At 62.7% G+C, this 13503-nt stretch carries 10 protein-coding genes; 7 read left to right on the top strand and 3 right to left on the bottom strand.

The features are described 5' to 3' along the window. The first annotated feature begins 382 nt into the window (after window positions 1–382). On the top strand, window positions 383–1549 hold the full coding sequence (locus tag FSY45_RS17650; protein WP_223305612.1) for a hypothetical protein: 1167 nt from the start codon (window positions 383–385) through the stop codon (window positions 1547–1549). A 17-nt stretch (window positions 1550–1566) separates the two neighbouring features. Here the strand turns inward: FSY45_RS17650 and FSY45_RS17645 are convergent, their stop codons facing one another. The 3 genes from FSY45_RS17645 to tkt all read right to left on the bottom strand — a co-directional run bounded on the left by FSY45_RS17645 (window position 1567) and on the right by tkt (window position 6468). Further along, on the bottom strand, window positions 1567–3069 hold the full coding sequence (locus FSY45_RS17645; protein WP_046460444.1) for a rhomboid family intramembrane serine protease: 1503 nt from the start codon (window positions 3067–3069) through the stop codon (window positions 1567–1569). Between the two features lie 210 nt (window positions 3070–3279). After that, window positions 3280–4278 (bottom strand): type I glyceraldehyde-3-phosphate dehydrogenase, encoded by a 999-nt coding sequence (gap, locus tag FSY45_RS17640; protein ID WP_003060372.1) that lies wholly within the window; start codon window positions 4276–4278, stop codon window positions 3280–3282. Between the two features lie 141 nt (window positions 4279–4419). After that, on the bottom strand, window positions 4420–6468 hold the full coding sequence (gene tkt, locus FSY45_RS17635) for a transketolase (RefSeq protein ID WP_012840255.1): 2049 nt from the start codon (window positions 6466–6468) through the stop codon (window positions 4420–4422). 153 nt (window positions 6469–6621) lie between these two features. On the opposite strand from tkt, the gene FSY45_RS17630 reads away from it, so the two are divergent. The 6 genes from FSY45_RS17630 (at window position 6622) to pyk (ending at window position 13411) form a co-directional block, all read left to right on the top strand. After that, complete coding sequence (locus FSY45_RS17630) at window positions 6622–7389, top strand: nucleotidyltransferase family protein (protein ID WP_046460445.1); 768 nt, start codon at window positions 6622–6624, stop codon at window positions 7387–7389. A 3-nt stretch (window positions 7390–7392) separates the two neighbouring features. Next, on the top strand, window positions 7393–8421 hold the full coding sequence (locus FSY45_RS17625) for a hypothetical protein (RefSeq protein WP_046460446.1): 1029 nt from the start codon (window positions 7393–7395) through the stop codon (window positions 8419–8421). A gap of 172 nt (window positions 8422–8593) precedes the next feature. Further along, window positions 8594–9421: a sulfite exporter TauE/SafE family protein gene (locus FSY45_RS17620; protein WP_039050306.1), complete on the top strand. Its 828-nt coding sequence runs from the start codon at window positions 8594–8596 to the stop codon at window positions 9419–9421. Between the two features lie 31 nt (window positions 9422–9452). Then, window positions 9453–10862 carry an aminopeptidase P N-terminal domain-containing protein gene (locus FSY45_RS17615; protein WP_046460447.1) on the top strand — a complete coding sequence of 470 codons (1410 nt, stop codon included), beginning with the start codon at window positions 9453–9455 and terminating at the stop codon, window positions 10860–10862. 22 nt (window positions 10863–10884) lie between these two features. Further along, the gene (locus FSY45_RS17610) at window positions 10885–11664 is read left to right on the top strand and encodes a CPBP family intramembrane metalloprotease (protein WP_012840250.1); all 780 of its coding nucleotides are present in this window, start codon (window positions 10885–10887) and stop codon (window positions 11662–11664) included. 310 nt (window positions 11665–11974) lie between these two features. Continuing rightward, entirely contained in the window at window positions 11975–13411 is a 1437-nt protein-coding gene (gene pyk, locus FSY45_RS17605) for a pyruvate kinase (protein WP_004340286.1), read from the top strand. Window positions 13412–13503 lie beyond the last annotated feature (92 nt).

The following is a 13503-nucleotide window of genomic DNA, read 5'->3' as shown; positions in this document are numbered from 1 at the left end:
AAGGCGGTTTGGCCAGCCAGCACGGCTGCAAAAGCGTTTGCGGGGTTTCTGGCAAGCGAAAAAAGCAATATGCCGGCTGTTTATCGGTATTTGGATTCAGGGCGAATTTCTACCGCAGAATTCAGCAATGACCCGATTTCAAAGAAAAATCGGGCAATACCAGAGCGGATTAGGTCACTGCAAGCGTGCTTGCAGATGATTCATCAAACCGAGAGTGGGAGAGCAGACATTGAATTCGATACGTGGTGTTCACCAAAAAGGTGATTCTTCCGAGTGGAAAATCCCTCCGTTCTGGCAAAAGCTCAATAGCTTTTTTCTGTTTCCTCTGCAGACCGAGCCTTTGCTCTATGCATTGCTGTTGTCGGCATGCAGTTATGGCTTGATGTTCGGGTGGATTGGAGTCTTGTTTGTGGGCCTGGGCTTGATGCTGGCAGTCAGCCGTTATGCATTCAAGGTTTCGGCACTTGCATCTCGTGGAATTACTCATAGCTCCGATTTCCGGTCCAGTCAGGTCGATGAGGACTGGAAATGGCTGCCCTGGAAATTCTTCGGGGTACTCGTCGTGTTCGGCATATTTGTGGGCTTTATGGCGACCCGCAGCCTGACCTTGGGCGTGATTGCCAATCTGTTGGTGGCCTTCCTGATTCCTGCCACCTGGATGGTGCTGATCAATACCAATAGCCTGAGCTCGGCCGTTAATCCCTTCGAGCTGCTGGCCACGATTATCGGTATCGGCAAGTCCTATCTGCTGCTGTGCTTTTTCCTGTTTCTGCTGCAGCAGGGCTCGCCCATGGTTCTGGCGATGCTGCTCAAGGTTGCAGCGCCCGGATTGGTGCTGCCCCTGGTGAGCTTTGTGTTGATTTATTTCAGCTGGGTGATGGCGGCCATGATCGGCTATGTCATGTACCAGCACCATGCGGCTCTGGATATCGATCCCGTACAGGCACCCGAGGGGCCTGCGACCGTGCAGATCGACCCTGCGGCCCTGGAGGCCAGGCATCGCGATGCGCTGGTGGCCAGGCTGGTGCAGGACAACAAGATGGACGAGGCCGTGAACCAGGCGCGCGAATGGCAGCGGGAGGACTATGAGAGCCTGCCCGATTGCCGCCGTTACTTCCGGGTGCTCAAGCTGACCGAACGCGCGGATGCCCTGGCGGAGCTGGGCCAGCGTTTCATTCCCATGTTGCTCGCCCAGCAGCGCGCCAGCGAGGCCCTGGAAGCCTGGGTGAGCTGCGTCAAGCGCAAGCCGGACTTCAAGCCCGACTCGGCCCAGCTCAGTTACGAGTTGGCACAGCAGGCCTGGAAGGCCGGCAAGCCCAGGTATGTTTTGATCCTGGCCAAGGATTTTGAGAAGCGCTTTGCCGGCAGCACTCTGATCCCGCCCATGCTGGAGCTGGTGGTGCGCGCCTACAAGCAGGGCGTGGAGCAGCCCATGCAGGGGGTGGCCGTTTACATGCGCATGAAGCAGCTCTTTCCCGAGCACGAGAGCACCAAGGAGGCGCAGTGGGTGCTGCGTGATGAGCTGCAGGAGCTGGAAGCCAAGACCTGAGTGCGGCAAGGCGTTGGCTAGCGCTGTTGTGCCAGCCAGCGCGTGAGAGCTTCCTCAGGAGCCGATTGCTGCAGCGCAGGCAGCCAGGCTTTGGCATCCTGCACACGCCCGGCCTGGGCCATACCGTTGACCAGCAGCAGCAAGCTTGCCGGCCATTGGGGATGGTCCGCCAGCTTGTGCAGGGCGCGGCAGAGCTTTTCGGCCTCGGGCAGGGCTCCCAGGCGCACGAAGCTGCGCACCAGTCCATGCATGGTGTCGGCGCTCATGCGCATTCCTGGCTGTGCGCGCTGCTGATAGCTGCGATAGCTGGCCAGCTGCAGCTGGCGTTCGGCGTCCGTGGTGGCCGGCAGCTTGAAGATGCGTCGCGCCGCAGCATGAAAGTCTTCGCTGGCGGGTTGATGGCGCGAGCTTTCAAACCAGGCCCGCAGAATGGCCGGGTCCGAGGGGGCCAGGCGTGCTGCTTCACGCCAGGCCGGAGCGGCGCGGCCAAATTCCAGCGCATCGGTATGGCGCTGGGCCCGGGCCACGGCTTCAGTCAGCGGCCGGGCGGCGGCGAGGGCCTGCTCTTCTTCGTTGACTGGCGCCGCGACGGTCTGCAGACGCATATAGCTCCACATCAGCAGGGCGCCCGTCAGCAGACCGCCAAAGTGCGCCATATAGGCCACCTGCTTGCCGCCCAGCAGATGCTGCAGCAGCTCCACGCCCATCCAGACCGGCAGCATGATCAGGGCCGGCCAGCGCGCGTAGTTGAAGTAGAACAGCAGCATGTAGAAGAAGCGGATGCGGCGCATGCGGTACATCACCGCATACATGGCCATGAGGGCCGAAATCGCACCCGATGCCCCCAGGCCGTAACCGCCCATGCCGGCATAGAACATCAGCGCGAACAGCGAGGCGCCGATGCCGCCGATCACGTAGAAGGCCAGATAGGTGAAGGCACCCAAAGCCAGCTCCAGGGTGAAGCCGAACAGAAACAGAAACACCATATTGCCCAGCAGATGGCTGGTGCTGCCATGCAGAAAGATGGAGGTGAAGGCCTGCAGGGGCTGCCAGCCGGCGCCATTCTCATAGCTCATGGACCAGCGCTCGGTAAAGCTGCCGCGCGGCTCGTGGGGCGCGAAGGCGGCACGTGCAGCCTGCCACTGCGCATAGCGTGGGTGGCTGGCGGTGATGACCTGGCCGTCCAGCAGGCGCTGGCGGAATTTCTTCTCCTCCCACAGCAGCGCATAGAGCTGGGCATAGGCCTTGTGCTGATAGAGCTTTCGCACGGCCTGCAGCGTGTGCTGGTCGAAGCGCTTGCTGCCCTGGGCGGATTGCTCCTCCAGATAGGCCAGAAACGGTGGCAGCTCCAGCGTTGGCAAAGCGGTCTGGGCATATTGCTGGGCCGCTTTTTCCACGGCATCTTCCTCGGGCGCCTGCCAGCCCCAGAAGATCACGCAGTTGATGATGATGAGCAGCACCGTCATCCAGGGCGGTGAGCGCCAGGAAGGCTTGTTCTCAAGAGGAATCGCAATAAACATGGTGGCCTTGTCCGAGGAAGTGGCCGCGCTTCATGCTCTGGGGCGTTGGTGGCGGCTGCGTGTTACAAATGTATCCGAGACATGCTCCGGCCGGCTCCGGTCTTGCGGGACGAAAAAAAGCCAGCATGGCGTCCCATGCTGGCTTTTTGATAGCTGTCAGCGCTTATCTGATAAGCGATTGAGCCTGTTTGGGCAGGTAATCCTTGAGGATTACTTGGCCACCACGCGCACCATTTCCAGGCACTTGTTGGAATAGCCCCACTCGTTGTCATACCAGGACACGACCTTCACAAAGGTCTTGTCCAGGGCGATACCTGCTTCGGCATCGAACACGGAGGTGCAGGTCTCGCCGCGGAAGTCGGTGGCGACGACCTTGTCTTCGGTGTAACCCAGCACGCCCTTCAGCGCGCCTTGGGACTGGGCCTTCATTTCGGCGCAGATTTCTTCGTAGGTGGCTTCGCTGTTCAGCTCCACGGTCAGGTCGACCACGGACACGTCAGACGTTGGCACGCGGAAGGACATGCCGGTCAGCTTCTTGTTCAGCTCGGGGATCACCACGCCCACGGCCTTGGCAGCGCCAGTGCTGGAGGGGATGATGTTTTCCAGAATGCCGCGGCCACCGCGCCAGTCCTTGTTGGAAGGGCCGTCCACGGTCTTTTGCGTGGCGGTCGCTGCGTGCACGGTGGTCATCAGGCCGCGCTTGATGCCCCACTTGTCGTTCAGCACCTTGGCCACGGGAGCCAGGCAGTTGGTGGTGCACGAAGCATTGGAGATGATGGCTTCGCCCTTGTAAGTGCCGTGGTTCACGCCGAACACGAACATGGGGGTGTCGTCCTTGGAAGGAGCGGACAGGATGACCTTCTTGGCGCCTGCGTCGATGTGCTTCTGGGCGGTTTCCTTGGTCAGGAACAGGCCGGTGGACTCGATCACGATGTCGGCGCCGACTTCGTTCCACTTCAGGTTGGCGGGATCGCGCTCTTGGGTCAGGCGGATCTTCTTGCCGTTGACGACCAGGGTGTTGCCTTCGACAGAAACTTCACCGTCGAAGCGACCGTGCACGCTGTCGTACTTCAGCATGTAAGCCAGATAGTCGGGCTCCAGCAGGTCGTTGATGCCGACGATTTCGATGTCGGAGAAGTTTTGCACTGCGGAGCGCAGCACGTTGCGGCCAATGCGGCCGAAGCCGTTGATACCAACCTTGATCGTCATAGTTGCCTCGTAGATAGTGAGTAATGAAAAACCGGAGCGGATTGTGCCCGGACTCGGCACCCTGGGCCTGGTCCGGATGGCTGAGGACTGCGGGTGAGCAAACTTCAGCCGGAAAAAAGGGGCACGAGGCCCCTTTTGCGCTTACTTGCCAGCGTTCTGCAGGGCGACCTGCACGGTGTCGGCCACATTCTCGGCGGTGAAGCCGAAGTGCTTGAACAGCACGCCTGCGGGAGCGGATTCGCCGTAGGTGTCGATACCGACCACGGCGGCGCAGCCGTACTTCCACCAGAAGTCGGTCACGCCCATTTCCACGGCGATGCGGGGCAGGCCGGCGGGCAGCACGGCCTTCTTGTACTTCACATCCTGCTTGTCGAAGGTCGTGGTGCTGGGCATGGAGACCACGCGCACGGCGATCTTGCGTTCGGCCAGCTGCTTCTGGGCAGCCAGAGCCAGCTGCACTTCGGAGCCGGTGGCGATGATCACGGCCTGGGCCTTCTTGCCCTTCAGGCCCACATCCTTGGGCTCGGAGAGCACGTAGGCGCCGCAGGCGATGTTGTCCAGCGCGTCTTCGCTCTTGGGCGAGTAAGCCAGATTCTGGCGGCTCAGCAGCATGGCTGTGGGCTTGTTCTTCTGGCTCAGGGCCACGGTCCAGGCCACGGCGGTTTCCGTGGTGTCGGCGGGGCGCCACACGTCCAGACCAGGAATCAGGCGCAGGGAGGCTGCGTGCTCGATGGACTGGTGGGTGGGGCCGTCTTCGCCCAGGCCGATGGAGTCGTGCGTGAACACATGGATCACGCGCTGCTTCATCAAGGCGGCCATGCGGATGGCGTTGCGGCTGTAGTCGGAGAAGGTCAGGAAGGTGCCGCCGTAGGGGATGAAGCCGCCGTGCAGCGCCACACCGTTCATGATGGCGGCCATGCCGAACTCGCGCACACCGTAGTTGATGTGGCGGCCGATCTGGCCTTCTTCGGTCTTGACCACGGCACCCTTGTCGTCCACGCGGAAAGAGGGGGTGGACTTGGTGTTGGTCAGGTTGGAGCCGGTCAGGTCGGCAGAGCCGCCCAGCAGCTCGGGCAGAGCGGCTGTCAGGCCTTCCAGAGCCAGCTGGCTGGCCTTGCGGCTGGCCACGGTGGCACCGGCGTCATGGGCGTCGGAGGCGATCTTGGCGGCGATTTCACCGAAGTTGGCAGGCAGATCGCCAGCCATGCGGCGCGTGAACTCGGCGGCTTGCTCGGGGAAGGCAGCGGTGTAGGCAGCGAACTTTTCGTTCCAGGCAGCTTCGGCCTTGGTACCCAGATCCTTGGCGTTCCAGTCGGTGTAGACCTCGGCAGGGATCTCGAAGGGGCCATGAGTCCAGCCCAGAGCAGCGCGGGTCAGTGCGATTTCTTCGGCGCCCAGAGGTTCGCCGTGGGCCTTGGCCGTGTCCTGACGGTTGGGCGAGCCCTTGCCGATATGGGTCTTGCAGCAGATCAGAGTGGGCTTGTCGGCGCTCTTCTTGGCGGCGGCGATGGCCTTGTCCAGGGCGTCCACGTTGTGGCCGTCCACGGCGCGGATCACGTTCCAGCCGTAGGCTTCGAAGCGCTCGGGCGTGTTGTCGATGAACCAGGGGGCAACCTTGCCGTCGATGGAGATGCCGTTGTCGTCGTACAGGGCGATCAGCTTGTTCAGCTTCCAGGCACCGGCCAGCGCGGCGGCTTCATGCGAGATGCCTTCCATCAGGCAGCCATCGCCCAGGAACACATAGGTGTGGTGGTCGACGATCTCGTGCTTGTCCTTGTTGAACTCGGCAGCCAGCAGCTTTTCAGCCAGTGCGAAGCCCACGGCATTGGTGATGCCCTGGCCCAGAGGGCCGGTGGTGGTTTCCACGCCGACAGTGATGCCCACTTCGGGGTGGCCGGCAGTCTTGCTGTGCAGCTGACGGAAGTTCTTCAGCTCTTCGATGGGCAGGTCGTAGCCGCTCAGGTGCAGCAGCGCATAGATCAGCATGGAGCCGTGACCGTTCGACAGAATGAAGCGGTCGCGATTGGCCCAGTGAGGGTTCACGGGGTTGTGCTGGAGGTGGCGGCTCCACAGCGCTACGGCCATGTCGGCCATGCCCATGGGGGCACCGGGGTGGCCGGAATTGGCTTGTTGAACGGCATCCATTGCGAGTGCACGGATTGCATTCGCCATATTTTGAGTGTTGGCCATCAGGGCGCTCCGAAAAGGAGGGGTAATTCTGCTAAGCCCATCATTTTAATGGAGGCCCAATTTTCGCAGGCGGGATGCGGGTCAATGCTCTACAGTGCAACCCCAGAAACAGGTGTCTTGCGCACCTCAAACCGTGTTGAAAAGCTGATTGCAATGACTGTAGAAAATGCTGCTTCCCTCCTGGTGCAACCCCCTGCAATGCTGCTGGCCGCAGGCCGGGGCGAGCGCATGCGGCCTCTGACCGATATCACGCCCAAGCCGTTGCTCAAGGTGCAGGGCGTTCCGCTGCTGCAGCTGCACCTGCAGGCGCTGCAGGCTGCGGGCGTGGCACGGGCCGTCATCAATACCGGCTGGCTGGGGGCGCAGATTCCCGCGTATTTCGGCGATGAATTCGTGCCGCAACCCGATGGGGGCGCGACCGCGAAGCTAGGGCTTTCCTATTCGGAGGAACCCGAGAAAGCCTTTGAAACCGCTGGCGGCATCAGCCGCGCCCTGCCTCAGCTGGGCCGGGTTTTCTGGCTGGCCGCAGGCGATGTCTATGCGCCGGATTTCTGCTTTGCGGTGCAGGATGCCCAGGCGTTTGCGCACAGCGATGAACTGGCCCATCTGTGGCTGGTGCCCAATCCTGCACACAATCCGCGTGGCGACTTTGGTCTGAGCGAGGACGGCAAGGCGCTGGATCTGTCTGCCGACGACGAACGCCCGCGCTATACCTACAGCACGATTGCGCTCTTGAAAGCCGAGCTGTTTGCAGCACCGTGGTTCGATGTGCAGCCCGGAAACCCCGAAGGCCTGCGCGCCCCGCTGGCCCCGCTGCTGCGCCGCGCCATGCAGGACGGCCGCGTGGGGGCCTCGCTCTACACCGGCCGCTGGGTCGATGTGGGCACGCCCGAGCGACTGGCCCAGCTCAATCAGGGCTGAGACATGAGCGCACGCAGCATCGACTGGCAAGGCCCGCACATCGTCCACGCCTGCACTGCGCAGGCTGGCTGGGGCCAGTTGCTGCTGCTGACCGGGGACGGCGGCTTGCATGCGTTGAAGCTGCCAAGCGGCCGGAGCCAGCAACTGGCGCAGCTGGATTTGCCAGAGCCGACACCGCCTGCGCCGCACTGGCCGCATGGCTTCAAGGTGCATTGCGCGCTCAGTGGCGACTATGCGGTGATTGCAGATGATGGAGGCTCATTTGGCGTGCTGGTGAATTTGCGTACGGGCGAGCGCGTCGTGCAGCTTTTTGGGGGCGACTACCACCCCAGGACCGTGCCTTTTTCCATCGCATTTGTCCAGCACAAGGGCCGCGATGTGCTGATTCACCGCACGCAGTGGAACCGGCTCGATGCCATGGATTGCGCGACGGGCGAGAACCTGACCGAGCGCGATGGGCTGGCGTTCGAGCGGCCGCACTATCTGGATTATTTTCATGGCCGTCTTCTGCCCAGCCCTTCGCAGCAATGGCTGCTGGACGACGGCTGGGTTTGGGCACCCGTGGGCATTCCCGCCGTGTGGTCGCTGCCCGCCTGGCTGGATGGCAATCGCTGGGAATCCGAGGACGGCCCCTCGCGCAAGCGGCTGGCGCAGGGCGAGGGCTGGGACCAGCCCTGCGTGTGGCTGGATGACTCGCGCGTCGCGATCTGGAACGTCGGCAACTGGGATGACGATGGCTTTGGCGACTGCCTGCATGCGCCGGGCGTGGTGATCTTCGATATCCATGCGCCTGTGCCCGAGGAAGGCCATGCGGGCCAGCTCTGGCCCATGCCTGGCCTGCCGCCTGCCCGGCATCTGCACTGCGTGCGCGGTCGCTTGCTGGTGGTGGGCGAAGGGCAGGGCTGGCTATGGGATGTGCCAACCCGCGAGCTGCTTTGTCACTGGCCGGATTTCGCGCCCCAAGGCTGGCATGCGCAGCGTGGCGAGCTGATCGAGTGGTCGGCGCAGCAGATCAAAATACTTACCCCATGAATTACCTTGAAAACCATGGCAACAAAGAGCTAGAAGCTATGAGTTGAGGAGCTTCTCTGTGGATTGCACGAATGCTTGTCATGGCAAGCGTCTGCTATGCTTTTTAATTTTCTGACTGGCGCAACCGGATGCAAATCCACAGTTCCTCTTGTGGCCGTCATCGGGTGAGTGCATGCAAATCGTTTTCTTCATGGCTCTGGTGGGGCTGGCCGCGTTCTGCCAGAACCTCACGGGCTTCGCGTTCGGGCTGATCTTTGTCGGCGTGGCAGGGGCCACGGGCCTGATGAATATTGCCGATGCGGCCAATGTGGCCTGTCTGCTGTCCATCATCAACGGCATCAGCTATATGCGCGCCTACCGCTTCGAGCCGGACTGGGTCATGCTCAAGCCCATGCTCATCAGCAGCGTGCTGGGCGTGGTCGGCGGGGTGCTGCTGCTGCACTGGCTCAGCGGCAATACGCTCAACGGCCTGCGCATGCTGCTGGGCCTGGTGATCGTGCTGTGCGCCATGTTGCTGCTGATGCAGAAGAAGGCGCTGGACCAGCCCTCGGGCCCTGTCTCGATGTGGGTGGCCGGCGTGTCGTCGGGGCTGCTCGGCGGTTTGTTTGCCACGCCCGGCCCGCCCATGGTCTATCACCTCTACCGCCAGCCGCTGGATCGCATGCTGGTGCGCCATTGCCTGTTTGCCATGTTTGTCTCCTGCTCCTTGCTGCGCGCTGCCATGGTGGCTGTGGAGGGGCAACTGAACTGGGCGGTCATGGGCTGGACGGCACTGGCCTTTCCTGTCGTCACGGGCGTGACCTGGTGGAGTGCCAGACATCCGCCCGCCTGGCCCAAAAGGCTGGTGGAATGGCTGGTCTGCGGCCTGCTGATTCTGTCCGGGGCAAGCCTGCTCTGGTCGGGCTGGCGCGCGAGTCAGCCCGAGGCCCTGGTGCCCGGTGATGCGATGGCGCTGCTGGCCACCGGGATTCAGACCGACACAAGGGCAGGAGCGCAATAGCTGACATCCGCAGATGTAAGCTGATGTACAGATGCCCGGCCAGCATTACGATATGCCCATGACTTCTGTATATGCCCAACGCCGCGCACGCTTGGCCGCCCAGTTGGGCGACGGCGGTGTCGCCATCATCCCTACGGCTCCCGAGCTGCATCGCAACCGCGATACCGAGTATCTGTATCGCCACGACAGCTACTTCTACTACCTCACGGGCTTTTCCGAGCCCAATGCCTGCCTGGTGCTGACCAGCGACGGCAAGAGCGTGCTGTTCTGTCAGCCCAAGGATCTGGAGCGCGAGGTCTGGACCGGCTATCGCCTGGGCCCCGAGGCGGCCAAGACCAAGCTGGGCATGGCTCAGGCCTTCTCCAGCGATGAAATCAATTCCCGCCTGCCGCGCCTGCTGGAAAACCGTGAGCGCGTCTGGTTCCCCTTTGCCACCCACAAGGGCCTGGCCGAACAGGTCGAAGGCTGGCTCAGCCAGGTGCGCGCCCGCTCGCGTTTTGGCGTGCTCTGCCCCACACAGCAGGGCGATGCCTGTGCGCTGCTCGACGAGATGCGTCTGGTCAAGGACCTGCATGAGCAGGACATCATGCGCCGCGCCGCGCAGATCAGTGCCCAGGCCCATGTGCGTGCCATGCAGCGCTCGGCCCGCATGATCCGCAATGGCGAGGAGGTGCGCGAATACCATCTGGACGCCGAGCTGCTGCACGAATTCCGCCAGCATGGCTCGCAGTACGTGGCCTACGGCTCCATCGTGGCAGCCGGTGCCAATGCCTGCGTGCTGCACTATCAGGCCGACAAGGCTCCGGTGCGCGCGGGCGAGCTGGTGCTGATCGATGCGGGCTGTGAACTGGATGGTTATGCCAGTGACATCACGCGCACCTTCCCGGCCGACGGCAAGTTCAGCGGGGCGCAGCGTGCGCTGTACGACCTGGTGCTGGCCAGCCAGGAAGCGGCGATCGCCGTCACCAGGGCCGGCAATCGCTTCAACGACCCGCATGACGCCACCGTCGCTGTGCTGGCCCAGGGCATGCTGGACCTGGGACTGCTGGACCGTACCAAGTACGGTACGGCCGAGGATGTGATCGAGTCGCGTGCCTACTTCCAGTTCTACATGCACCGCACCGGCCACTGGCTGGGCATGGATGTGCATGACTGCGGCAGCTATGTGGAACCCAGCGAGCTGGGCGTGATCAGCGAGCGCAAGGACCCGATCTCGGGCGAAACCATTGCCAATCGCCCCAGCCGCATCCTGCGCCCCGGCATGGTCACGACGGTAGAGCCGGGCATCTATGTGCGTCCTGCACCCGGCGTGCCCGAGCAGTTCCACAACATCGGTATCCGCATCGAGGACGATGCCATCGTCACCGAGACCGGCTGCGAGCTCATCACCCGCGGCGTGCCGGTCAAGGCCGACGAGATCGAAGCGTTGATGCGTGACTGAGAGGCCTGAGCCAGGGTTCAACATGCCGCAGACCTTTGCCCACCTGTCTCATCGCGCTGCGGCCAGGCCACAGTCTGCCGCGCGCATGGGCTTGCTGCTTTGGTTGCTGGGTCTGCCAGGCGTGGTGGCGCTGGCCTGGACGACGCCGCCGGCCTGGCTGGCCGCTCTGGCCAGTGGCGGCTCCGACATTGTGGTCGGCTGGGCCGCGACGGCGGGGTTGAGCGTCCTGCTGGCGCTGAGCGTGGGCCTCGGGGTCCGGCTGGGCCCGAGGCTGGGCTTGAGCGCACCATTGATTCATGCCGTGGCCGAGGGACGCATGCCATGGCGCGGCGTGCGCGTGCTGAGCCTGCCCGGCGTGGCGGGCGGCGTGATCGGTGCCGCCTGGCTGGTGACGTTGGCCGTGGTCTGGCCCGAAAGCATGTCTTTTGTGGACCCGGCCTACGGCCTGCCGCTATGGCCCAAGCTGCTCTACGGCGCGATTACCGAAGAGTTGCTATTGCGTCTTGGCATGCTGACCGGCGTGATGTGGATGTTGTGGAAGGCCTTCGGCAGCCCCAGGCAGCGCCCGGACTGGAGGCTGGGCTGGGCGGCGATTGCATTGGCTGCCTTGCTGTCCGGCTGCATTCCGGTATTTCTGGGCTGGACCGTGGTCGGCGAGTTGCCGGTGCCGGTCGTACTGCAGCTGTTGGTGTGTGAAAGCGTCTATGGGTTGCTGGCGGGCATCATGTTCTGGCGCTACGGACTCGAGGCCGCCATGCTCACGCATGTGGTGACCTATCTACTCTCGCACGGGCTGATCTGAGGCCTGCACATTTGAACCTGCCGGGCAAAACTGTTTCGACGCGGTCTTTGATGCGCTGCAGCAGGCGCACCGATTCGGGCGCGAGTTTCGCTCTTATGCTTCTGAATCAGTAGCTGCAAGCGCTTGAAATATAAACATTTCATGCTTGATATGACATGAGTTCGTTAATTGACATGCATAGGCAGCTACTATTTTTGCGGCCCTTTGGCTGGCTTGTCGGGTGCGGCAGCAGCGTGCAAGATGCAGTCATGTAACCGCATTCGTGCCAGAATTGAAACCCGATTACATTCCATCGCGAGAGAGACATTTCATGCAAGTGAGTCGTGCTACCAAGATCGTCGCCACACTGGGCCCCGCTTCCAGCGATCCGCAACTGCTTGAACAAATGGTGCGCGAAGGCGTGAACGTCGTGCGCCTGAACTTCAGCCATGGCAAGGCGCAGGACCATATCGACCGTGCCACCATGGTGCGCGAGGCTGCCCAGCGTGCAGGCCGCGAAGTGGCCATCATGGCCGACCTGCAGGGTCCCAAGATCCGCGTCGGGAAGTTTGCCGAGGGCAAGGTCATGCTCGAGCCCGGCGAGCGCTTCGTGCTCGATGCATCGCGCACCGAACTGGGCGACATCAACGGCGTGGGCCTTGATTACAAGGAGCTGCCCCGTGACGTGAAGGCCGGCGATGTGCTGCTGCTCAACGACGGCCTGATCGTGCTGACCGTGGACGCGGTGCGCGGTGAAGAGGTACACACCGTCGTCAAGCTGGGTGGCGAGCTGTCCAACAACAAGGGCATCAACAAGCAAGGTGGCGGCCTGACGGCTCCCGCACTGACCGCCAAGGACATGGAAGACATCAAGACCGCGATGTCCTTCCAGGCCGACTACGTGGCCGTGAGCTTCCCCAAGAACGCCACCGACATGGAAATGGCGCGCCAGCTGTGCAATGTGGCCGCTGCCCAGTACGGCCACAAGCCCGGCCTGATCGCCAAGATCGAGCGTGCCGAGGCCATTCCGCGCCTGGAAGAAATTCTCAAGGTCTCCGACGGCATCATGGTCGCCCGTGGCGATCTGGCCGTGGAAGTGGGCAATGCCGCCGTGCCCGCGCTGCAAAAGAAGATGATCCGCATGGCGCGCGACATGGACAAGGTGGTGATCACCGCGACCCAGATGATGGAGTCCATGATCACCAACCCCGTGCCCACCCGTGCCGAAGTGAGCGACGTGGCCAATGCCGTGCTGGATGGCACCGATGCCGTGATGCTGAGCGCCGAAACCGCTGCCGGCAAGTACCCGCTGGAAACAGTGCGTGAAATGGCAGCCATCTGCGCCGCCGCGGAAGCGGCCGAAGACCGCGTCAAGGATGCCGACTTCAGCAACAGCCAGTTCAAGCGTACCGACCAGGCCATCGCCATCGGCGCGCTGTTCACCGCTCATCACCTCGGTGCCAAGGCCATCGTGGCGCTGACGGACTCCGGCTCGACCGCGCTGTGGATGAGCCGTCATCGCATCCATATTCCCATCTACGCCCTGACACCCAAGCTGGCCACGCAGCGCAAGATGGCGCTGTACCGCAACGTGCGCCCTCTGCTGATGGACACCAGCGCCGAGCGCGACATGGCGCTGGACCAGGCCAAGGGCCATTTGCTGGCCCGCGGCATCGTGCAGTCCGGCGATGTCTACGCCATCACCTGCGGCGAGCCCATGGGCCAGCCCGGTGGTACCAATATGCTCAAGATCTGCAGGGTGGAGTGAGCCCCCTGGGCGGCTATGCCGCGTCCCCCCGAGGGGGGACGGCATCTTCGCTGCGAGGCGGCTCTTGCTCGATGCCTCTGACTTGAAGCATG

Source organism: Comamonas sp. Z1 (assembly GCF_008121555.1).
Taxonomy (GTDB): domain Bacteria; phylum Pseudomonadota; class Gammaproteobacteria; order Burkholderiales; family Burkholderiaceae_C; genus Comamonas; species Comamonas thiooxydans.
This window is presented reverse-complemented; position numbering and strand designations above follow the sequence as displayed.